The organism is Streptomyces sp. NPDC092952 (assembly GCF_044754785.1).
Taxonomy (GTDB): domain Bacteria; phylum Actinomycetota; class Actinomycetes; order Streptomycetales; family Streptomycetaceae; genus Streptomyces.
Genome location: NZ_JBIVPT010000016.1, coordinates 15635 through 36318 on the forward strand (window position 1 = coordinate 15635; position 20684 = coordinate 36318).

The 20684-nt window shown below is 73.0% G+C and carries 16 protein-coding genes and 1 tRNA gene; 7 read left to right on the top strand and 10 right to left on the bottom strand.

Going from position 1 to position 20684, the window contains the following annotated elements; all coding sequences use genetic code 11:
* Positions 1-118 precede the first annotated feature (118 nt).
* The 8 genes from ACIQGQ_RS28990 to ACIQGQ_RS29025 form a co-directional block, all read right to left on the bottom strand.
* Positions 119-1222 carry an LCP family protein gene (locus ACIQGQ_RS28990; RefSeq protein WP_402400973.1) on the bottom strand — a complete coding sequence of 368 codons (1104 nt, stop codon included), beginning with the start codon at positions 1220-1222 and terminating at the stop codon, positions 119-121.
* Between the two features lie 378 nt (positions 1223-1600).
* Complete coding sequence (gene rho, locus ACIQGQ_RS28995; RefSeq protein ID WP_402400976.1) at positions 1601-3598, bottom strand: transcription termination factor Rho; 1998 nt, start codon at positions 3596-3598, stop codon at positions 1601-1603.
* A 385-nt stretch (positions 3599-3983) separates the two neighbouring features.
* A complete protein-coding gene (gene thrB, locus ACIQGQ_RS29000) occupies positions 3984-4901 on the bottom strand; it encodes a homoserine kinase (protein ID WP_352277166.1) in 918 nt (305 codons plus the stop codon).
* Positions 4902-5229: 328 nt separating this feature from the next.
* Entirely contained in the window at positions 5230-6300 is a 1071-nt protein-coding gene (gene thrC / locus ACIQGQ_RS29005) for a threonine synthase (RefSeq protein ID WP_402400979.1), read from the bottom strand.
* A gap of 6 nt (positions 6301-6306) precedes the next feature.
* Complete coding sequence (locus tag ACIQGQ_RS29010) at positions 6307-7596, bottom strand: homoserine dehydrogenase (RefSeq protein ID WP_402401270.1); 1290 nt, start codon at positions 7594-7596, stop codon at positions 6307-6309.
* 98 nt (positions 7597-7694) lie between these two features.
* Positions 7695-9086, bottom strand: a complete 1392-nt coding sequence (gene lysA, locus ACIQGQ_RS29015) for a diaminopimelate decarboxylase (protein ID WP_402400982.1) — start codon at positions 9084-9086, stop codon at positions 7695-7697.
* Between the two features lie 24 nt (positions 9087-9110).
* Positions 9111-10106, bottom strand: a complete 996-nt coding sequence (gene nrtL, locus ACIQGQ_RS29020) for an ArgS-related anticodon-binding protein NrtL (protein WP_402400985.1) — start codon at positions 10104-10106, stop codon at positions 9111-9113.
* Positions 10107-10161: 55 nt separating this feature from the next.
* Positions 10162-10572: a response regulator gene (locus ACIQGQ_RS29025; RefSeq protein WP_402400988.1), complete on the bottom strand. Its 411-nt coding sequence runs from the start codon at positions 10570-10572 to the stop codon at positions 10162-10164.
* A gap of 263 nt (positions 10573-10835) precedes the next feature.
* Between ACIQGQ_RS29025 and ACIQGQ_RS29030 the strand changes: the two genes are divergently transcribed.
* A tRNA-Arg gene (locus tag ACIQGQ_RS29030) sits at positions 10836-10907 on the top strand.
* An 89-nt stretch (positions 10908-10996) separates the two neighbouring features.
* Here the strand turns inward: ACIQGQ_RS29030 and ACIQGQ_RS29035 are convergent.
* Complete coding sequence (locus ACIQGQ_RS29035; protein ID WP_366293328.1) at positions 10997-11401, bottom strand: hypothetical protein; 405 nt, start codon at positions 11399-11401, stop codon at positions 10997-10999.
* 258 nt (positions 11402-11659) lie between these two features.
* Between ACIQGQ_RS29035 and ACIQGQ_RS29040 the strand changes: the two genes are divergently transcribed.
* On the top strand, positions 11660-13624 hold the full coding sequence (locus tag ACIQGQ_RS29040) for a protease pro-enzyme activation domain-containing protein (protein ID WP_402400992.1): 1965 nt from the start codon (positions 11660-11662) through the stop codon (positions 13622-13624).
* A gap of 76 nt (positions 13625-13700) precedes the next feature.
* Here the strand turns inward: ACIQGQ_RS29040 and ACIQGQ_RS29045 are convergent, their stop codons facing one another.
* A complete protein-coding gene (locus ACIQGQ_RS29045; RefSeq protein ID WP_402400994.1) occupies positions 13701-14762 on the bottom strand; it encodes a Ku protein in 1062 nt (353 codons plus the stop codon).
* Between the two features lie 60 nt (positions 14763-14822).
* Between ACIQGQ_RS29045 and ligD the strand changes: the two genes are divergently transcribed.
* From ligD to ACIQGQ_RS29070, 5 genes are all read left to right on the top strand, one after another.
* The gene (gene ligD, locus ACIQGQ_RS29050; protein WP_402400996.1) at positions 14823-15728 is read left to right on the top strand and encodes a non-homologous end-joining DNA ligase; all 906 of its coding nucleotides are present in this window, start codon (positions 14823-14825) and stop codon (positions 15726-15728) included.
* Positions 15729-15998: 270 nt separating this feature from the next.
* Positions 15999-18149, top strand: coding sequence for a HEAT repeat domain-containing protein (locus tag ACIQGQ_RS29055; protein WP_402400999.1), 2151 nt, complete (start codon positions 15999-16001; stop codon positions 18147-18149).
* Positions 18146-18463, top strand: a complete 318-nt coding sequence (locus tag ACIQGQ_RS29060; protein ID WP_402401001.1) for a zinc-ribbon domain-containing protein — start codon at positions 18146-18148, stop codon at positions 18461-18463. Before ACIQGQ_RS29055 ends, ACIQGQ_RS29060 begins: the two co-directional genes overlap by 4 nt.
* A 131-nt stretch (positions 18464-18594) precedes the next feature.
* On the top strand, positions 18595-19335 hold the full coding sequence (locus tag ACIQGQ_RS29065) for a hypothetical protein (RefSeq protein WP_402401003.1): 741 nt from the start codon (positions 18595-18597) through the stop codon (positions 19333-19335).
* On the top strand, positions 19332-20627 hold the full coding sequence (locus tag ACIQGQ_RS29070) for an ATP-binding protein (RefSeq protein ID WP_402401006.1): 1296 nt from the start codon (positions 19332-19334) through the stop codon (positions 20625-20627). Before ACIQGQ_RS29065 ends, ACIQGQ_RS29070 begins: the two co-directional genes overlap by 4 nt.
* The last annotated feature ends 57 nt before the right edge of the window (positions 20628-20684 follow it).

Below are 20684 nucleotides of genomic sequence, written 5' to 3' on the forward strand. Positions count from 1 at the left end.
CACGCGCGGATTGCACGTCCGTGAACCGGGGCCGACGTACCAGTCTGCCAGGACCAGTCGTATCTCCCAAAACCGGGGGCGGTCCGCAACTATTCCCCCGGCCCGGGAGGGGCACCGGTCAGTGGACGACGCTGCCCGCGGCGCCCTTGTCGCCCGCCGAGTGCTCGGTGGCGGAGGCCGGGATCGGCCGGTCGTGGGCGAGCGCGGTCCAGACCTCGGTGGCGCCGGGCTCCAGCGGTACGACCCGGTTCGGGTCGGCGGCGTCGTACTCCACGGGCAGGGTGACCATGTGGACGTTCTTCGAGCCGAGGCCCTTGAGGCCGTTGGCGAAGGCGGTGAGCTCCTTCACCGAGCCGAGGTCGGAGTCGGTGGTGACGGTCTTGGTCGCGGTGTCCGCGAGGTCGAACAGGGTTTTCGGGTTGGAGAACACCCCGACGTTCTTGACCTGGTCCATCAGCGCCTTGACGAACGCCTGCTGGAGCTGGATGCGGCCGAGGTCGCTGCCGTCGCCGACGCTCTTGCGGGTGCGGACCAGGCCGAGCGCCTGCTCCCCGTCGAGGGTGTGGGTGCCGGCGTCGAGCTTCAGGTGGCTCTTGGGGTCGTCGATCGGGGCGGTGGTGGTGATCTTCACGCCGCCCAGCTGGTCGATGAGCTTCTTGAAGCCGGTGAAGTCGACCTCCAGGTAGTGGTCCATGCGGATGCCGGACATGGCCTCGACGGTCTTGACCGCGCAGGCCGGGCCGCCGACCTCGTACGCCGTGTTGAACATCGCCCGCTGCTGGCCGGCGACGGTCCGGCCGGTGGTGTCGCTGACGCAGTTGGGGCGGGTGACGAGGGTGTCGCGCGGGATGGAGACGACGGAGGCCGTCCGGTGGCCCTTGTCTACGTGCAGGACCATCGCGGTGTCGGAGCGGGCGGTGCCCTCGTCCGCGCCGTACTCGCCGTTCGCGCCGGACCGGGAGTCCGAGCCGAGGACGAGGATGTCCTGGGAGCCGTTGTCGATGTTCTGGGGGCGGTTCTTGCCCAGGGCGGCGTTGATGTCGACGGACTTCAGATTGCCGTTGAGCTTGACGTACGCGAACCCCAGTCCGGCGCCGCCGGCGACCACGGCCCCGGCCAGGGTCCAGGCGGCTATCACCGTCGCCCTGCGGCGGCGGGAGGGCTTCTTCCGGCGCCTGCCGGTGGGACGTATTCGGCCGCCGCTCCCGTTCTGCTCGGTCATGGGTCTCCTTAGCTCCTCGGCCTCGCCCGGCTACCCCCAAGCAGTGGTGTGCGGGTACGGAACACGTCGACGGACTCGTCGACAAACCGGGTATCGACGACTTGTCGGTACTTCTCACGACGTCGCCCTACCAAAAAGGGTTGCACAGCCACCTGTTGTGCCGACGTGAGGAACCAGTGGGCCCCAGGCCCGGGCGGACACCCGGTAATCCCCCGCTCACCTGCGGTTTCTTGAGCGGTACAGCCATCTCACCGCTCTTCGGGGCCGGTCCGGGATGTGGCAAAGGTCTCGGTCCGGACACGGTGTACGACACAGGGCCGCCCCCGGCACCGAAGTGGCGGGGGCGGCCCTGTGTGTGGCGGCCGGGCGGGCGCGACGTCAGTCGTTGCCGTTGCCCGGGGCCGGTGTCGTCTTCTGGATCTGGAGCAGGAACTCCGCGTTGGACTGGGTCTTCTTCATCCGGTCCAGGAGGAGCTCGATCGCCTGCTGCTGGTCGAGCGCGTGGAGCACCCGGCGGAGCTTCCAGACGATCGCCAACTCCTCGCTGCCCAGGAGGATTTCCTCCTTGCGGGTGCTGGACGCGTCGACGTCCACCGCCGGGAAGATGCGCTTGTCCGAGAGCTTCCGGTCGAGCTTGAGCTCCATGTTGCCGGTGCCCTTGAACTCCTCGAAGATCACCTCGTCCATGCGCGAGCCGGTCTCGACGAGCGCGGTGGCCAGGATGGTCAGCGAACCGCCGTCCTCGATGTTGCGCGCGGCACCGAAGAAGCGCTTCGGCGGGTACAGCGCGGTCGAGTCGACACCACCGGACAGGATGCGGCCGGAAGCGGGGGCCGCGAGGTTGTACGCACGGCCGAGGCGGGTGATGGAGTCCAGCAGGACGACCACGTCGTGACCCAGCTCCACGAGACGCTTGGCGCGCTCGATGGCCAGCTCGGCGACGGTGGTGTGGTCCTCAGCGGGGCGGTCGAAGGTCGAGGAGATGACCTCGCCCTTCACCGACCGCTGCATGTCGGTGACCTCTTCCGGACGCTCGTCGACCAGGACGACCATCAGGTGGCACTCGGGGCTGTTGACCGTGATCGCGTTGGCGATCGCCTGGAGGATCATGGTCTTACCGGTCTTCGGCGGGGCCACGATCAGACCGCGCTGGCCCTTGCCGATCGGGGCGACCAGGTCGATGATCCGCGTCGTCAGGACGTTGGAGTCGGTCTCCAGGCGGAGCCGGTCCTGCGGGTAGAGCGGGGTCAGCTTCTGGAACTCCGGGCGGCCGCGGCCGGTTTCGGGCGCCATGCCGTTCACCGAGTCGAGACGGACCAGGGCGTTGAACTTCTCCCGGCGCTCGCCGTCCTTGGGCTGGCGCACCGCACCGGTGACGTGGTCACCCTTGCGCAGGCCGTTCTTGCGGACCTGGGCGAGCGAGACGTACACGTCGTTCGGGCCGGGCAGGTAGCCGGAGGTCCGGATGAACGCGTAGTTGTCGAGGATGTCCAGGATGCCCGCGACGGGGATCAGGACGTCGTCCTCGGAGACCGGCACCTCGCCCGCGAAGTCCTCGCGGCCGCGACGGCCCCGGCGGTCGCGGTAGCGGCCGCGACGGCCCCGGCGGCCGCCGGCCTCGTCGTCGTAGCCGTCGTCCTGCGGGCCGCTCTGCGGACCCTGGCCCTGGCTCTGGCCCTGGCCCTGGCGCTGCTGGCGCTGGCCGCCCTGCTGGCCCTGGTCGTCGCCCTTGCCCCGGCGGTCGCGCTGGCGGTCGCGGCGGTCGCCACGCTCCCCGCGCTCCCCGCGCTGACGGTCCTGGCGGTCGCCGCGACGGCCCTCGGCCGTGTCGGCGGCGGCCTCGGCGCGCTCCTCGCCCTTGGGCTCGGCCGGCGCCTCCGCCTTGGCCTCGGCGGGCTTGGCCTCCGCCTTGGTCTCGGTGGGGCTGCCCGCCTGCGCGGTCGCCCGGCGGCGACGGCGCTCGACCACGGGCTGGTCCTCGCTGGCCGGCTGGCCGGGGATGTCGATCTGCTGCTGGCCCGCGCTCTTCTCGGCGGGCTCGGCGGCCGCGGACTCGTCCCCGGTGCGCGCCTTGGAGGTGGCGCGGCGCTTCGGCTTGGTCTCCGCCGTCGCGGCGGGCGCGGCGGCCTTGGGCGCGGCGTTGCCCGCCTGCGCCTCCTTGATGACCTCGATCAGCTGGCCCTTGCGCATCCGCGCGGTGCCCTTGATACCGAGGCCGGACGCGACCTGCTGCAGCTCGGCCAGGACCATGCCCTCAAGGCCGGTGCCGGAGCGGCGGCGCCGTGCGGTGGTGCCAGTGGCAGCACCTTCGGCGGGCGCGGCGCTGTCGACGGTCTTGTCGGCAGTCACGCCCATCAGATCGGTGGTGTCGCTCACGAAGGGTCCTTCCCTGGAGCGGACGTCGGCCTTCTGGCTCGGCGACCGGTTGTGCTGTCCGACTGCGGTCTTCTTTGCTGACCGTGCCGGGGCGGTGGTCCGCCGGGGTACGGCGGAGAGATGAAAGTGTGCGTGGGGTCCGGCGCGAGCATCCCCCTGCTCGGCCCACTCCTGGACGAGCGAGGGGTGTCGTGCCGGTTCCGGAGCGTGCACGAAACTGCTCAGAAAGGCTGCTCAGGCAGTTTTGGGGAGGCTCCCGGAAGAATCGGTGGTCCCGGAAGGGGACACGAAGCAACGCGCCACTGAGACGTCGATTGCTGACTTGAGGTTAACACTACCGGCTCCAACAAACATTCCCCCTCTCCCTCACCGGCAATCTTCTCCGCTACGGAGCGAGCGGCAGCACACTCGTGCCCTGGGCGTCGAGCGCGAGGCGGTTGGCCGCCCAGCCCTCGCCCGCCAGCCGTGCGGCCTTCTCGGCCGCACCGTCCTCGGTCAGTGCGAGCACGGTCGGCCCGGCACCGGAGATGACCGCGGGGACGCCGTCCGCGCGCAGTCGGTTGACGAGTTCCACGCTCTCGGGCATCGCGGGGGCGCGGTACTCCTGGTGGAGCCGGTCCTCGGTGGCGGTGAGGAGCAGCTCGGGGTTCCTGGTCAGGGCCTCGACGAGCAGGGCCGCGCGGCCCGCGTTGAAGGCGGCGTCGACGTGCGGGACCGTACGGGGGAGCAGGCCCCGGGCGGTCTCGGTGAGCACCGGCTTGCCGGGGACGAAAACCACCGGAACGATGGATTCTGCGGGGTCCATCCTGAGGGCCCGCGCCGCTCCGCCGTCCATCCACGCCAGCGTGAACCCGCCGAGCAGACAGGCCGCGACGTTGTCGGGGTGGCCCTCGATCTCGGTGGCCAGCTCCAGCAGGGCCGCGTCGTCGAGGCGGGCCTCGCCGCCGGTGGTCACGGCACGGGCCGCGACGATCCCGGCACAGATGGCGGCGGAGGAGGAACCGAGGCCGCGGCCGTGCGGGATCCGGTTGGCGCAGACGATCTCCAGGCCGCGGGGCTGGCCGCCCAGCAGGTCGAAGGCCGCGCGGAGCGAGCGCACGAGGAGGTGCTTCTCGTCGCGGGGCAGCGTGTCGGCACCCTCGCCGGCGATGTCGATGTGCAGTCCGGAGTCGGCCACGCGGACGACGACGTCGTCGTACAGCCCCAGGGAGAGGCCGAAGGCGTCGAAACCCGGGCCCAGGTTGGCGCTGGTCGCGGGGGTGCGCACCCGGACGGCGGCGGCTCGGAAGGCGGGACCGGCCATCGGTTGAACGACTCTCCTTGGGTGGCGGCGGGGGTGGTGAAGCGTTTTCTCCGTGCGGCGGAAGTCGTGGTGACGGGGGATGGGATTACGGAGAGCCCGACGGCCACGACGGCCCAGGCACCGCGGCAGACGCGGCGGGGCGGTTGGGTACAGCTTATCGAAGGAAGGTTCTGTGGCGACATAGGGCGCACAGGAGGCGCACGATGCGTGTCGCACGCGGCGGGTGCGCTCTCGTCCCGAAAAGGGGTGGTTGAGCTGGGTTCTTGCCCACGCGGGCGGGGCCCGGGGCGCGTGCCGGACCGCCCGGGTCCGGCACGCGCGGGAACTCTTAGACGAGGCCCAGCTTCTCGGCGGCGGTGGCCGCGTCGACCGGGACGGTGACCGGCTGCGGGGCGCCCGCGACGGCCCAGTCGGGGTCCTTGAGGCCGTTGCCGGTGACCGTGCAGACGATCTTCTGGCCGGGGTCGACCTTGCCCTCCTCGGCGGCCTTCAGCAGGCCCGCGACGGAGGCGGCCGAGGCCGGCTCCACGAAGACGCCCTCCTGGGAGGCCAACAGCCGGTAGGCGGACAGAATCTGGCGGTCCGTCACCTCATCGATGAAACCGCCCGATTCGTCCCGGGCGTTCAGCGCGAACTGCCAGGAGGCCGGGTTGCCGATCCGGATCGCGGTGGCGACCGTCGACGGGTCCTTGACGACCTCGCCGCGCACGATGGGGGCGGAACCGGACGCCTGGAAGCCCCACATGCGCGGGGTGTGCGTGGCCATGCCGTCCGCCGCGTATTCGCGGTAGCCCTTCCAGTACGCGGTGATGTTGCCCGCGTTGCCGACCGGGAGGACGTGGATGTCCGGAGCGTCGCCGAGCGCGTCGACGATCTCGAAGGCGGCGGTCTTCTGGCCCTCGATACGGACCGGGTTGACCGAATTGACCAGCGCCACCGGGTAGTTGTCCGAGAGCGAGCGGGCCAGCGTCAGGCAGTCGTCGAAATTGCCGTCGACCTGGAGGATCTTGGCGCCGTGCACCAGCGCCTGGCCCATCTTGCCGAGCGCGATCTTGCCCTGCGGCACGAGCACGGCGCAGACCATCCCGGCCCGCACCGCGTACGCGGCGGCGGAGGCGGAGGTGTTGCCGGTGGAGGCGCAGATGACCGCCTTGGCGCCCTCCTCCTTGGCCCGGGTGATGGCCATCGTCATGCCGCGGTCCTTGAAGGAACCGGTCGGGTTGGCGCCCTCGACCTTGAGGTGCACCTCGCAGCCCGTGCGCTCGGAGAGGACCTGAGCGGGGACGAGCGGCGTACCGCCCTCACGGAGCGTGACGACCGGCGTCGTGCTCGTGACCGGAAGCCGGTCCCGGTACTCCTCGATGATGCCGCGCCACTGGTGGGTGCCCTTGGTGGTCATGGGTCCTTACTCCCCTTCAACACGCATGATGCTGGCGACACCGCGCACGGTGTCGAGCTGCCGCAGCGCCCCGACGGTCGCCGAGAGCGCCGCGTCGGACGCACGGTGGGTGACGACGACGAGGGACGCCTCACCGCCCTTGCCCTGCTGTCGGACCGTATCGATCGATACGCCCTTCTCGGCGAAGACCGTCGCCACCTGGGCGAGCACGCCCGGCTTGTCGGCCACGTCGAGACTGATGTGGTAGCGCGTGACCACGTCGCCCATCGGGCTGACCGGCAGGCGCGTGTACGCGGACTCACCGGGTCCGGTGGCCTCGTTGAGCTTGTTGCGGCAGACCGCGACCAGGTCGCCGAGGACCGCGGAGGCGGTCGGCGAGCCGCCGGCGCCGGGGCCGTAGAACATCAGCTGCCCGGCCGCCTCGGCCTCGACGAAGACCGCGTTGTACGCCTCGCGGACGGAGGCCAGCGGGTGGCTCAGCGGGATCATCGCCGGGTGCACCCGGGCCGTGACCGACTGCCCGTCGGCGGCGCGCTCGCAGATGGCGAGGAGCTTGACGGTGCAGCCCATGCGGCGGGCGGAGGCGATGTCTGCGGCCGTGACCTCGGTGATGCCCTCGCGGTACACGTCACCGATCCGCACCCGGGTGTGGAAGGCGATGCCGGCCAGGATCGCGGCCTTGGCGGCGGCGTCGAACCCCTCGACGTCGGCGGTCGGGTCGGCCTCGGCGTATCCGAGGGCGGTGGCCTCGTCGAGCGCCTCGGAGTACCCGGCGCCGCTGGTGTCCATCTTGTCGAGGATGAAGTTGGTGGTGCCGTTCACGATCCCGAGGACCCGGTTGACCTTGTCGCCGGCGAGGGATTCGCGCAGCGGACGCACCAGCGGGATGGCCCCGGCCACGGCGGCCTCGTAGTAGAGGTCCCGGCCGTGCTGCTCGGCGGCGGCGTGCAGCGCGGCACCGTCCTCGGCGAGCAGGGCCTTGTTGGCGGAGACCACGCTCGCGCCGTGCTCGAAGGCGGTGGTGATGAGCGTCCGGGCGGGTTCGATGCCGCCGATGACCTCGATGACGACGTCGATGTCGCCCCGTTTGACCAGGGCGGTCGCGTCGGTGGTGATCAGCGCGGGGTCCATGCCCTCGCGCACCTTGGAGGGCCGGCGCACGGCGACACCGGCGAGCTCGACCGGCGCGCCGATGCGCGCGGCGAGGTCGTCGGCGTGCGTCGTCATGATGCGCGCCACCTCTGAGCCGACCACTCCACAGCCCAGCAGCGCCACCTTCAGCGGACGCGTACGCATCATCCGACCTCGATTCCTTTACATCTGATGTGTGGACCAGTCTCACTCACCGGACGGGCGATTCTGCCACCCGTCCGGATCCTGAGACATCTATTTCATCAGCCGACATCGAGACGCAGGAGATCTTCCTCCGTCTCGCGCCTGACGATGACACGCGCCGCGCCGTCGCGCACCGCGACGACCGGCGGACGCAGGGCGTGGTTGTAGTTGCTCGCCATGGAGCGGCAGTACGCGCCGGTGGCGGGCACGGCGATCAGGTCGCCGGGGGCGAGGTCGGACGGCAGGAAGGCGTCCTTGACCACGATGTCGCCGCTCTCGCAGTGCTTGCCGACGACCCGGACGAGCATCGGCTCGGCGTCGGAGGTGCGCGAGGCGAGCGCGACGCTGTACTCGGCGTCGTACAGCGCGGTGCGGATGTTGTCCGACATGCCGCCGTCGACGCTGACGTACGTCCGCAGCCCCTCCAGGGGCTTGACCGTGCCGACCTCGTACAGCGTGAACGCGGTCGGCCCGACGATCGCGCGGCCGGGCTCGACGGAGATCCGCGGGGTGGTGAGCCCGGCGGCCTCGCACTCGCGGGTCACGATGTCGCCGAGCGCCTTGGCGATCTCGTGCGGCTCGCGGGGGTCGTCCTCGGGGGTGTACGCGATACCGAGGCCGCCGCCGAGGTCGATCTCGGGCAGCTCCACCCCGTGCTCGTCGCGCACCTCGGCGAGCAGCTGGACCACCCGCCGGGCGGAGACCTCGAAGCCGGCCATGTCGAAGATCTGCGAGCCGATGTGCGAGTGGATGCCGATGAGCTCCAGCCCGTCGAGGGTGAGCGCCCGGCGCACCGCCTCGGCGGCCTGTCCCCCGGCCAGCGCGATCCCGAACTTCTGGTCCTCGTGGGCGGTGGCGATGAACTCGTGGGTGTGTGCCTCGACGCCGACGGTCACCCGGATCTGTACGCGCTGCCGCCTGCCGAGCCGCTGCGCGACGTGCGCGACCCGGACGATCTCCTGGAAGGAGTCGAGCACGATGCGGCCGACCCCGGCGGAGACCGCCCGCTCGATCTCGTCGACGGTCTTGTTGTTGCCGTGGAAGGCGATGCGCCCGGCGGGCATCCCGGCGTCCAGCGCGGTCGTCAGCTCGCCGCCGGAGCAGACGTCGAGGTTGAGCCCCTCCTCCGTGAGCCAGCGCACGACGGCGCGGGAGAGGAAGGCCTTCCCGGCGTAGAAGACGTCGGCGCCGGGCCCGAAGGCGTCGGCCCAGGCGCGGCAGCGGGCCCGGAAGTCGCTCTCGTCGAGGAAGTAGGCGGGGGTCCCGAACTCCTCGGCCAGCCGGGTCACTTGGAGGCCGCCGACGGTGATCGCGCCGTCCTCGTCACGGGTGACGGTACGGGCCCAGACCTTCGCGTCCAGGGCGTTGAGGTCGGCGGGCGGGGCGGTGTAGTGCCCCTCCGTCATGACGTCGGCGTGGCGGGGACCGGCGGGGTGTGCGGATCGGCTCATGGTGGTTCTGCTCTTTCGGGTCTCTCAGAGGACTTCGGGCGCGCTGATGCCGAGCAGGGACAGGCCACCGGCCAGCACCGTCCCGGCGGCCTCGGCGAGGGCGAGCCGGGAGCGGTGGGCGGCCGAGGGTTTCTCGTCACCGACGGGGAGCGGGGCGGCGCCGTCGTGGAAGTCGGAGAAGGCCGCGGCGACGGCCTCCAGATGGCGGGCGAGCCGGTCGGGCTCGCGGTACCGGGCCGCGGCGGTGAGCACCGCCGGATGGTCGGCGAGCAGCGCCCCGAGCGCGGGGGCGTCCACGGCGCACTCGTGGGCGGCCCGGAAGCCGAACTGCCCGGCGTTCCGGCCGAGGGCGCGGGTCCGGGCGTGGGCGTACCGCACCCGGAAGAGCGGGTTGCCCTCCCGCTGGACGAGCAGCTCGCCGCTCCCGGTGTGCCGGGGGCGGTCGTGCGGGGCGGGCCGCAGCAGGGCCCAGCGCGCGGCGTCCTCGCCGAGCCGGGCGAAGAGGTCGCGGTCGGCGGCGGGCACCGGGTGGACGTGGAGCGCCTCGCCGTCCGCCGTGCGGTCGCCGACCTCGGCGCCCTGGGAGCGCAGCAGCCGTTCGACGGTGTCCGTGACGACCCGGGCGCGCGGCTCCTCGGCGGGGGCGAAGGAGACGCTGGTGCCGGCGAGGGCGTCGCCGTGGCCGTACGCCGTGCCGCGCTCCCGGATCGTGCGCACCAGAGCGCCGAGGTCGTGGGCGGCGGGCAGCGTGAAGTTCAGGAAGCCGGGGCCGGTGACCTCGACGGCGGCGATGCCCGGCGTCCGGAGCATCCGCCGCCGCAGGATCTCGGCGACGTCCCTGGCGGGGAGCGCGGCGGGGCCGGCCAGCTGGAGGGCGACGGCGCAGGCGTAGTCGCCTCGGCCGCCGGGCCTGGTCCGCTCGACCCGGACGCGCGCGGGCACGGCCACGCGCAGGGCGTCCTCGTCGACCGCGCGGCGCACGGCGTGCAGCACGGTCGTGGAGAGATCGGCGGGGGTCACGGGACCAGCGTAGGGGAGGAGGGGTGGCACCCCGCGACCCGGTTTCACCATGCGGTCACCCCGCGGCGCGCTCCGCGGTCCCGGCTTCCCGCCGCCCGGCCGGCGCCGGCGGCTCCTCGCGCACCATCAGCCGCCGCACGAGCCGCACCAGCTCGGTCGGCTCGAAGGGCTTCGCGAGGAAGGCGTCGATCTCGGCCGCGCCGCCGTCCGTCCCGTAGGGCGTGCAGGCGCTGATGATCGCGACGGGCAGATGTCTGGTCCGCGGGTCGGAGCGCAGTCTGGCCGCGGTCTGCGGACCGTCCAACCGGGGCATGACGACATCGAGCGTGATCACGTCGGGCAGGACCCGATGCACCAGATCAAGACACTCGACACCATCGGCCGCGGTCACGACCTCGAAGCCCTCAAGCTCGAGATTGACCCTGATCAACTGCCGGATGACCTTGTTGTCGTCGACAACAAGCACGCGGCCACACGCCCCTGACACACTCCGAGAGTAGGGCGGTTCCGGGGCTGCGTCCGGGTTTTACCCACTTACGCCCCCGGACGGGTGGCGCGAACGGTGGCCGGAAGCGTCCGGAACACGCCGCGCACCCCCGGTCCCGGCCCGGGACGATCCGGCCCGGCCGCCTGCCGGACACCCCCGTCGGGCGGCCCGGAAATACCTGTTCACGGGCACCCCTCGGAAGCTGGTAGTGTTTCACCCGTCGCCGAGCAGGACAGCGACTCGCCCTCGTAGCTCAGGGGATAGAGCATCGGCCTCCGGAGCCGTGTGCGCAGGTTCGAATCCTGCCGAGGGCACTTCGAAGAAGTGTCGAGGGAAAGACCCTCCGATCAGGCATCACGCCGGATCGGGGGGTCTTTCTCGTATGGTCCCGTGCCGGCGTGGATCAGGCGATGCCCGATCCGCCTTCCTGGCCGTCCGGCCCGCCGGTGCCGATCTGTTCGGCACGCAGCGCCAGGTCCTGGAGGACGTCGGCGGAGGTCACGTCGGTCTGTCCGGAGTCGTGCACCTGGGCCAGCATCGCGAAGGCCAGGGTGAACGCGCCGACCAGTTGCTCGACCGCGCCGCCGACCTCCCGGGCGATCAGTGTCGCCACCTCCTGGACCGAGGCGTCCTCGGGTACGGAGATGCGGGGCATCGTCTCGTTCAGCAGCACGGTGACCACGCCGCTGTCGGGGTCCAGGTCGTCGCGGTCGACGTCCTCCTCCAGCAGTCGGCGGATCTCGCCCGCCTCCGTGAGGATGCCCACCACCCGCTTCACCACTTCGCTCTGCTCCATACCGGTGAGCATAGGCCCGTGGCCTCACGGAAGGGCCCTGCCGCGCGGCGCCCCGCCCGCCGGCCCCGCCACCGTCCGACAAACCTGGCCATTGCCCGCGAAGAGTCCGCGAAACACCGCGTGAACCACCCTGTGGACCAGGGCATTTGGTGGATTCTTGGCCTCCGCATGCCCCTCATATGAGGTGTTCCTCGCCAGAGTGGCGCATTACATGTGCACATCATCCAGTGCATGTCGTCCACACGCGAAGACCACATCGCAGGGGGTTGTATGAGAACCAGCCGCGCGAGAAGTCGCGCCGCGCTGAGCATGGTGGCCACGCTGCCGCTGCTGGCCGGTGCGCTCGCCCTCGGGGCACCGAACGCCAGCGCCGACTCCGCTCCGGGCGGACGGGCCGCGCTGGCCGGCACCAAGCCCGCCTGGGCCACCGCCGGGGCGGACCGGGGCGCCAGCGCCGACGGCACCAAGGTCGCCGTCCGGGTCCATCTGGCCGGCCGGGACGCGAAGGGGCTGGCCGCCTACGCCGCCGCCGTGTCCGACCCGGACTCCGCCTCGTACGGGAAGTTCCTGAGCGCCGAGCAGGCGCAGGCCCGGTTCGGGGCCACCCAGGGGCAGATCGACCGGGTCCGGGACTGGCTGCGGTCCAGCGGGCTGACGGTCACCGGCGCCAACCAGCACTACGTCTCGGCCACCGGTGACGTCGCCACCGCCCAGCGGGCCTTCAGCACCCGGCTGCACAACTACCGCAAGGGCAACCGGACCTACCGCGCGCCGGCGTCCACCGCCTCGGTGCCCGCCGCGCTGGGCGACGCCGTCCTCGCCGTCTCCGGCCTGGACAACGCCCCGCACAAGTCGAGCCACGACGAGGAACTCCCTCCGCCGGACGGCGTGTTCCGCAACGCCGGGCCCTTCTCCACGTACTACGGCTCCACGACGTCGTCGGCGCTGCCGGACGCGTACGGGAAGAAGGCGCCGTACGCCGTCAAGGGCTACACCGGGAAGCAGCTGCGCGCCGCGTACGGGGCGGGGAAGTGGACCGGCAAGGGCGTCACGGTCGCGATCACCGACGCGTACGCCTCGCCGACCATCGCGCAGGACGCCGCCGAGTACGCCCGGCGCAACGGCGACGCCCCGTACCGCAGGGGACAGCTGCGCCAGGTGCTGCCGGCCGACTACACCCGGACCGAGGAGTGCGGGGCCTCCGGCTGGTACGGCGAGGAGACCCTGGACGTCGAGGCCGTGCACGCGGTCGCGCCGGCCGCGGACATCGTGTACCTGGGCGCGGCCTCCTGCTACGACGAGGACCTGCTGGACACCCTGAACAAGGTGGTCGACAAGCGGCTCGCCGACATCGTCTCCAACTCCTGGGGCGATGTGGAGTCCAACGAGACGCCGGACGTCGCGGCCGCCTACGACCAGGTCTTCAAGATGGGCGCGGTCGAGGGGATCGGCTTCTACTTCTCCTCCGGCGACGACGGGGACAACGTCGAGTCGACCGGGACGAAGCAGATCGACGTGCCGTCCAACTCCGCCTGGGTGACCTCCGTCGGCGGCACCGCGCTGGCGGTCGGCAAGAACGACACGTACCAGTGGGAGACCGGCTGGGGCACGCTCAAGGCGACCCTCTCCGCCGACGGGAAGAGCTGGGACGGATTCCCCGGCGCCTACACCTCGGGGGCGGGCGGCGGCACCAGCTCGACCGTGAAGCAGCCGTTCTACCAGCGCGGGATCGTGCCGGACGCGCTCGCGCGGGCCAACGGCAAGCAGCGGATGCGCACGGCCCCGGACATCGCGGCCGTCGCCGACCCGAACACCGGCTTCCTGGTCGGCCAGACCCAGACGCTGCCCGACGGCTCGCTCGGCTACGACGAGTACCGCATCGGCGGCACCTCGCTGGCCGCGCCGGTCGTCGCGGGCGTCCAGGCGCTGGCGCAGCAGGCCCGGTACGGGCTGCCGATCGGGTTCGCCAACCCGTCGATCTACGCCCGGTACGGCTCGAAGGTGTACCACGACGTCACCGACCACCCGCTGGGCCCGAACCGGGACCTCGCGGTGGTCCGGGTCGACTACGCCAACGGGGTGGACGCCTCGGACGGGCTGCTGACGTCGCTGCGCGGCCTCGGCAAGGACGCCTCGCTGAAGGCGGTCCGCGGCTACGACGACGTGACGGGGGTCGGGACCCCGGCGGCCGGTTACGTGGACTCGTACCGCTTCCCGTTCCGCGGCAGGCACTGAGAGCGGGAGGACGGCGGCCGTCCCGGGGAGCGGGCGCTTCCCGGGGCGGCCGCCGCGTGCGTACGGGCGGGGAGGTTCAGGCCGAGGCCCGTCGGCGCGGGGCGGCCTTCTCCGTCGCCGCCTTCGCGGTGGCCCTCTTCGCGGTCTTCTTCGCCGATGCCTTCGCCGCCGTCTTTCCGGTGGCCTTCTTCGCGGCCGTCTTCCCGGCGGCCGGCTTCGTCGTCCTCGTGGTCCTCCCCGCCGCCTTCTTCGCGGTCCGGCGCGCGGGCTGCGCCTTCTTCCGGGCGCCGGTGGAGCCGGACTTCCGGCGGCCGGCCAGCGGGGTGACCTCGGCGACGGAGGTGTCCCCCGGCTTCTCGCCCCGGGCCTCCTTCGCCTCGCGGACGCTGCTCTCCAGGGCCGCGATCAGATCGATGACCTTGCCGCCGCCGGAGCCGCCCGCCTCGGCCGGTTCGGGGGTGCGGCCCGCCGCCTTGGCGGCGATCAGCTGCTCGACCGCCTCGCGGTAGTCGTCGTGCAGCGAGTCCAGGTCGACCTCGCCGAGGGTGTCCATCAGCGCGTCCGCCAGGTCGAGTTCGGCCTCCCGGACCGTGACCTCGGTCTGCGGGGCGACCCCCTCGGGGCTGCGGATCTCGTCCGGCCAGAGCAGTCCGTGCATGGCGATCACGTCGTCGACCACCCGCAGCATGCCGAGCCGCTCCCGGCCGCGCAGCGCGTACTTGGCCACGGCGACCTTCCGGCTCCGCTTCAGCGCCTCCCGGAGCAGGGTGTACGGCTTGGCCGCGGTGGCCCCGTCGGCGGAGAGGTAGTACGCCGCGTCCATCTGGAGCGGGTCGATCGAGGCGGCGGGCACGAACGCCACGATCTCGATCGTGCGGGCGGTGGGCAGCGGGAGCGCGCCGAGGTCCTCGTCGGTGATCGGGATCATCGAGCCGTCGGCCTCCTCGTACGCCTTGCCGATCTCGGCGGCGGAGAGCTCCTCGCCGTCGAGTTCGCAGACCTTGCGGTAGCGGACCCGGCCGTTGTCGGCGAGGTGGATCTGCCGGAAGGAGACCGCGTGGCTCTCGGTGGCGTTGACCAGCTTGATGGGGATGCTGACCAGCCCGAAGGAGATGGCGCCGTTCCATATGGATCTCACCGTTCACCCCTTGTGTCCGGATGGATACCTGTACCTGGCGAAACGTGTGATTCTTATCGTATGACGCCGATCACGGAGGTGGCGGGGCGGCGGCTGGCGCTCAGCAATCTCGACAAGGTGCTGTATCCGGCCACCGGGACCACCAAGGGCGAGGTGCTGCACTACTACGCGGCCACGGTGGCGGAACCGCTGCTCGCCCAGTTGCGCGACCGCCCGGTGTCGTTCCTGCGGTATCCGGACGGCGTGGACGGCCCCCGGTTCTTCAGCAAGAACCCGCCACCGGGCACACCGTCCTGGGTGCGGACCGCCCCGGTGCCCCGGCGCGGGGACGAACCGGCCGGGCAGGTGCTCGTGGAGGATCTGGCCGCGCTGGTGTGGGCGGCCAATCTGGTGGTGGAGTTCCACACCCCGCAGTGGCGGGCGGGGGCGCCGGGGCTCGCCGACCGGATGGTGTTCGACCTGGATCCGGGCGAGCCCGCGACCGTCGTGGAGTGCTGTGCGGTGGCGTGCTGGCTGCGCGGGCGGCTGGCGGCGGACGGGCTGCGCGGCTATCCGAAGACGTCCGGATCGAAGGGGCTGCACCTGCTCGTCCCGCTGGAGCCGACCCCCGCCGAACGGGTGTCGGCGTACGCGCGCGAGCTGGCCGTCCGGGCCGAGCGGGAGCTCCCGGAGCTGGTGGTGCACCGGATGCGGCGGGCGCTGCGCCCGGGGAAGGTCTTCGTCGACTTCAGCCAGAACGCCGCGTCGAAGACCACCGCCACCCCCTACACCCTGCGCGCCCGCCCCGAACCGGCCGTCTCCGCGCCCGTCACCTGGGCGGAGGTCGAGGGCTGCCGCTCCCCCGGCGAGCTGGTCGTCCTGGCGGACGGGATGGCGGCGCGGCTGGCCCGGTACGGGGACCTGCTCGCACCGCTGGCCGATCCGGCGTCGGCCGGGACGCTGCCGGACGCGCCGGGGCCCGAGTGAATCCCGACGCCCCGGCGCGCGGCAGGTGCGGACGCGCCGGAGCGCGGCCGATCCGGTGCGCCGGAGCGCGGACGGGTCCGGTGCGCCGGGGCACGGGTGGCATGGACGCGCCGTAGCACGGATGTCCGATTCACCCCGGTCCGATAGCGCATACCCGGCCGTTTGTCATGCCCGCCGGGAAAAGACCGCATGTGAAGGGCGGATCGGCCGGACCGTGGTGCACACTCCTCGCAGACACTGCTTCGTTGTAACGCGTGGGGAGGCGATGGGGTGTTCGCGGGGATCGACGAGGTCGACTGGGCCTCGATGGAGCATGCCTACGGGCCGGCCGATGACGTGCCCGCCCTGCTGCGGGGGCTCGCGTCCGCCGACCCGGCACGGCGCGAGACGGCGCTGGACGGGATGTACGGCGCGGTGCACCACCAGGGCGACGTGTACGCCTGCACGCTGGCCAGCATTCCCTTCCTCTTCGAGCTGGTCGTGGACCCGGGCGTCCAGGACCGGGGCGGCATCGTCGAACTCCTCACCAGCATCGGCGGGATCGATCTGGACGAGGACGACGAGATCGACGAGGACGAGATCGAGGGCGCGGCCAACTACGCGATGGCGGCCACCGCGGTCACCGCGGGCGCGGGGGTCTTCTTCGAGCTGATGTCCGACGAGGACCCGGGCGTGCGGCTCAACGCGCCCCTGGCGCTCGCGGCGCTGCACGACCACCCGGACCGGGTGCTCGCGGTGCTGCGGGAGCGGCTGCCGATCGAGCCGGACGAGGAGGTGCGGCTCGCCCTGGTCGAGGCGGCCGGGCGGATCGCGCTGCGCCACCGGTCGCTGGCCGGGCAGGCGGCGGGGTGGCTGACCCGGCTGGCGGGCGGGGGTTTCCCGCCGGGGCTGCGGCTGGCCGCGCTGGCCCAGCTGGCCCGGTGCGCCCCGGACGCGCTCCCCGGTGACGTGGTGCGGGTGGTGACGGGGGTGCTGCGACAGTTGCGCGCGGTCCCGGCGCGCCGGTCCGGGGCGGGCCCGGCGGTGGGCGCGCGGCCCGGGGCGGCGGCGGTCGAGGCGTACCCGGAGGCGGCCGGGGAGCCGCCCGCCGAGGAGCGGTCCGCCCCGGCGGCGGCCCGGTTGCGGGCGCTGCCCGACGAGCCGGTGGTACGGCCCGCCGCCCCGTGGACGGCGGATCTGCTGCGCACCCTGCACGCCGGGCTCGACGACCGGGTCGCCGAGCGGACGGCGCTCCTCGCGGACCAGCTGCGCAGCCCGGACCGACAGCAGCGGATCGACGCGCTCCGGATGTGCGGCGGGCTGATCCGGGCCTGGCGGGGCGAGTACGGCGAGCTGGTCCGGCTGGTCGGCGAGCAGCTCGCCACCCCCGAGCCGCGGCTCGCCGAGGCCGCCTCGCACGTGCTGGAGGAGCTGTTCGGGCTGGCCGCGCCGGCCGCGGACGCGCTGGCGGCGCGGGTGGCGGCGGACCCGGGGGCGTGGGTGCGGGACTGGCCGAGCGGGCCGCCCGCGCTGGGCAGCGCGGTGAAGGCGCTGGCCCGGCTGGGCGACGTACGCGCGCTGCCCGCGCTGGCCGCCGCGCTGGAGCGGCCCGAGGTGCCGCACGACGTGGGCTTCGCCATCGGCTGTCTCGGGGCGGACGGCGCCCCGCTGACCGGGGCGCTGCGGCGGGGGCTCGCCGCCCTGCCGCTCGACGGGCGCACGCACGACCGGGCGGCGCCGCTGCTGACCGCCGTCGCCGCGCTGCGGGCGGACGAGGCGCTGCCGGAGGTGCTGCGGGTGCTGCGCGGTGCGCCGGAGTACCGGGGCGACTGGGTCCGTACGTCGGCGCTGCGGGCCATCGGCTCGTTCGGGCCGGTGGCGCGCGAGGCCGTTCCCGAGCTTCGGGCGCTGCTGCGGAGCCCGGGGGCCACCTCGGTGACCGAGGTGGCGAAGGCGCTGTGGGCGGTCGAGGGGGATGCCGGGGCGGTGCTGCCGGTGCTGGTGGAGGAGTTGCGGGCGGAGCGCGTCCACGAGGTCCGGGCCGCGGTGCGGGCGCTGGGCGGGCTGGGGGCGCGGGCCGAGGTGGTCGCGCCGAGGCTGCGGGCCCTGCTGGGGCACGGGGAGGTGTGGCTGCGGGTGGACGCGGCCATCGCGCTGTGGGAGGTGTCCGGGCGGGCCGGGGAGTCCGTACCGGTGCTGCTGGCGGCCTGGGAGCAGGAGCGCCAGGTCCGCGTCCGGGTGGCGGAGGGCCTGGCGCTGATGGGGGCGGCCGGCGAGGGGTCCCTCGCGGCGGAGGTGCTGCGCGCCGAACTCGCCTCCGTACGCCGTCACAACGCGATGGACGGCGGATACGGCAGCCATGACACCCATGAGGACGAGAAACTGCTGACGTTCTGTCGGCAGGCGCTTTCGGGCAGGACGGGGAAGGGACCCACCACATGATCATTTTCGGTACGCGCGGCTATCTGTACCAGCTGGCCATTCTGACGCTGGTCTGCGGCTGGTGCGGGAACCCGGCCGCGCACACCCTGCGCAAGCGGGTCACGAAGTTCACCCTGTTCTTCGTGCCGCTCTTCCCGTTCTCGACGAAGTACGCCACCCAGTGCACGTTCTGCGGGGGCGAGCAGCAGATCGCGAAGGAGCAGGCCGAGCAGTTGCTGGCCCAGCACACGGCCGCGCAGCAGGGCAATCCGTACGGGCAGCCGCAGGGACGGCAGGGGTACGCGCCGAACGGGCAGGGCCCGTACCAGGACTGACGTCCGGCCGGTTGCCGCCGGGGCGGCAACCCTCGCGCGCAGTAAATACGGATAACTGACTTCTTAAATACACATAACTGACTTCCTTCCGCATACAGTCGTGGAATCCGGTCTCCGGAAGGGAGGGAGTCATGCGTCGGCTGGGATACCGTGCGGCGGCGGCCCTCGGGGCCGTCGCCGGTGCGGTGCTGCTGACCGGCTGCGGTGACAACGGCGGGCTGCGGAGCGCCGGTACGGTCCCGCCCGCCGTCGGGCCCGTCCGGCTCTGGCCCGGTCTGCCGACCGCCTCCGCCGCCCCGAAGGACTACGGCGAGGGCGAGACCGCGCGCATCCCCGGGATCACGGTGCCGGGCGACGACGTGCACCGGCTGGACCCGGTGGCGGTGGTGCGGGCCGGTCTCTCGGCCCGGTCGGGCCGGGGCAGCGGTACGGCCGAGCTGCCCGCCGACACCGTACGGCGGATCAACGCCTGCGGCACCGAACCCGCCTCCTGCCCGGTGCTGCGGCCGTACTACCGCGATCTGACCGGCGACGGCCGCGAGGACCTGGTGCTGGGCATCCGGTTGACGGGCGGTCAGCTCTCGGTGCGGGCCTACACCGCCCGGGGCGGCGTGCTGACCCGCATCCTGTCCACCTCGGACGCGGTGATCAGCGTCGAGCTGGCCGGCCGGGACCTGATCGTGCGCGCCCCGTCGGCGATCCCGGGCTACGAGTACCGCACCTCCTGGACCTGGGACGGCAGCCAGCGGGCGATGCTGCCCACCCAGGAGGAGATCCAGCGGATGCCGTCGTCCCCCTCGCCGCTCACCCGGCCCAGCCCGGCCGGCTCCTCCCCCGCCCCGCTCGCCGAAGCCCCCGCGGGGCGGCGATGAGCCGGCTGCGCCCGCCCGCCTGGACCGCCTCGCTCACCTGGAAGGCGGGGCTCTTCATCACGGTGATGTGCTGCGCGCTGGCCGCGCTGCTGGGCGTCCTGGTGCACACCGAGGTGACCCGCCGGACCGTGGGCCAGGCCCGGGAGAAGGCGCTGTCCCGGCTCTCCGACGTCACCACCGCGTACGAGACCGGCGAGGCGCTGCCGCCGGGCTCCGGGCTCGACCCTCCGGGGCTGCCCGCCGCCCTGCGCACCCTGGCGGCGGGCGGCGGGCGCGGCACGGTGGTCGGCGACCTGGACGGCCGGCCGGTCATGTGGGCGGCGGCCCCGGCGGACGGGCGGGCGCTGGCCGTCCAGGTCGACTACCGGCTGAGCGCCCGCACCATCGAGAGCCTCGACGGGGCGATCGCCGGCTCCTCGGTGCTGGCCATCGGCGCGACCCTGCTGGTCGGGGCGTTCGCCGTCACCCGGGTCACCCGGCGGCTGCACCAGACGGCGCTGGTGGCCCGCCGGATCAGCGCGGGCGACCTCGACGCCCGGGTCGGCGACCCGCGCACGACGGACCCCTCGCGCCCGCAGGACGAGGTCGCGACCGTCGCCGGGGCGCTCGACACCATGGCCGCCACGCTCCAGCGCAAGCTCCTGGCCGAGCAGCGCTTCACCGCCGATGTGGCGCACGAGCTGCGCACCCCGCTGACCGGCCTCTCCGCCGCCGCCGAGCTGCTGCCGCCGGGACGCCCCTCCGAGCTGGTCCGGGACCGGGTGCGGACCATGCGGGCGCTGACCGAGGACCTGCTGGAGATCTCCCGGCTGGACGCCGGCCGGGAACATGTCGACCTCGGGGTGTACGAGCTGGCGCCGCTGGTCGCGCGGGTGGCGCGCGCCTCCGGGACGGCGACCGAGGTACGGGTCGAGGGGGCGACCCAGGGGGCGCCGGTACACGTCGGGACCGATCTGCGGCGGCTGGAGCGGGTGCTGGGCAATCTGATCGCCAACGCCCACCGGCACGGCCTGCCCCCGGTGGTGGCGACGGTCGACGGCCCGGTGGTGACCGTGCGCGACCACGGCCCCGGGTTCCCGGAGTACCTGCTGGACGACGGGCCGCGCCGGTTCCGTACCGGGGGCGGCGGCAAGGGCCACGGCCTCGGGCTGACCATCGCCGCCGGGCAGGCCGCGGTGATCGGCGCCCGGCTGGAGTTCCGCAACGCCCCGGACGGCGGGGCGGTGGCCCGGTTGACCCTGCCCGCGCACCGGCCGCCGGACGCCCCGCGCGCCGCCCCGCCCGACGCGTGACGGGGCGTCGTCCCACGGTCCTTCTTCGGACATACCTGCTGCGACATAAGGGAAATA

Coding starts and splice junctions, on each gene's coding strand:
- ACIQGQ_RS29065 (WP_402401003.1), top strand. CDS start 18,595: ATGCGTCGGCTGGGATACCGTGCGGCGGCGGCCCTCGGGGCCGTCGCC.
- thrC (WP_402400979.1), bottom strand. CDS start 6,300: ATGACCACCAAGGGCACCCACCAGTGGCGCGGCATCATCGAGGAGTAC.
- ACIQGQ_RS28990 (WP_402400973.1), bottom strand. CDS start 1,222: ATGACCGAGCAGAACGGGAGCGGCGGCCGAATACGTCCCACCGGCAGG.
- lysA (WP_402400982.1), bottom strand. CDS start 9,086: ATGAGCCGATCCGCACACCCCGCCGGTCCCCGCCACGCCGACGTCATG.
- ACIQGQ_RS29060 (WP_402401001.1), top strand. CDS start 18,146: ATGATCATTTTCGGTACGCGCGGCTATCTGTACCAGCTGGCCATTCTG.
- thrB (WP_352277166.1), bottom strand. CDS start 4,901: ATGGCCGGTCCCGCCTTCCGAGCCGCCGCCGTCCGGGTGCGCACCCCC.
- ligD (WP_402400996.1), top strand. CDS start 14,823: ATGACGCCGATCACGGAGGTGGCGGGGCGGCGGCTGGCGCTCAGCAAT.
- ACIQGQ_RS29070 (WP_402401006.1), top strand. CDS start 19,332: ATGAGCCGGCTGCGCCCGCCCGCCTGGACCGCCTCGCTCACCTGGAAG.
- ACIQGQ_RS29010 (WP_402401270.1), bottom strand. CDS start 7,596: ATGCGTACGCGTCCGCTGAAGGTGGCGCTGCTGGGCTGTGGAGTGGTC.
- ACIQGQ_RS29040 (WP_402400992.1), top strand. CDS start 11,660: ATGAGAACCAGCCGCGCGAGAAGTCGCGCCGCGCTGAGCATGGTGGCC.
- ACIQGQ_RS29035 (WP_366293328.1), bottom strand. CDS start 11,401: ATGCTCACCGGTATGGAGCAGAGCGAAGTGGTGAAGCGGGTGGTGGGC.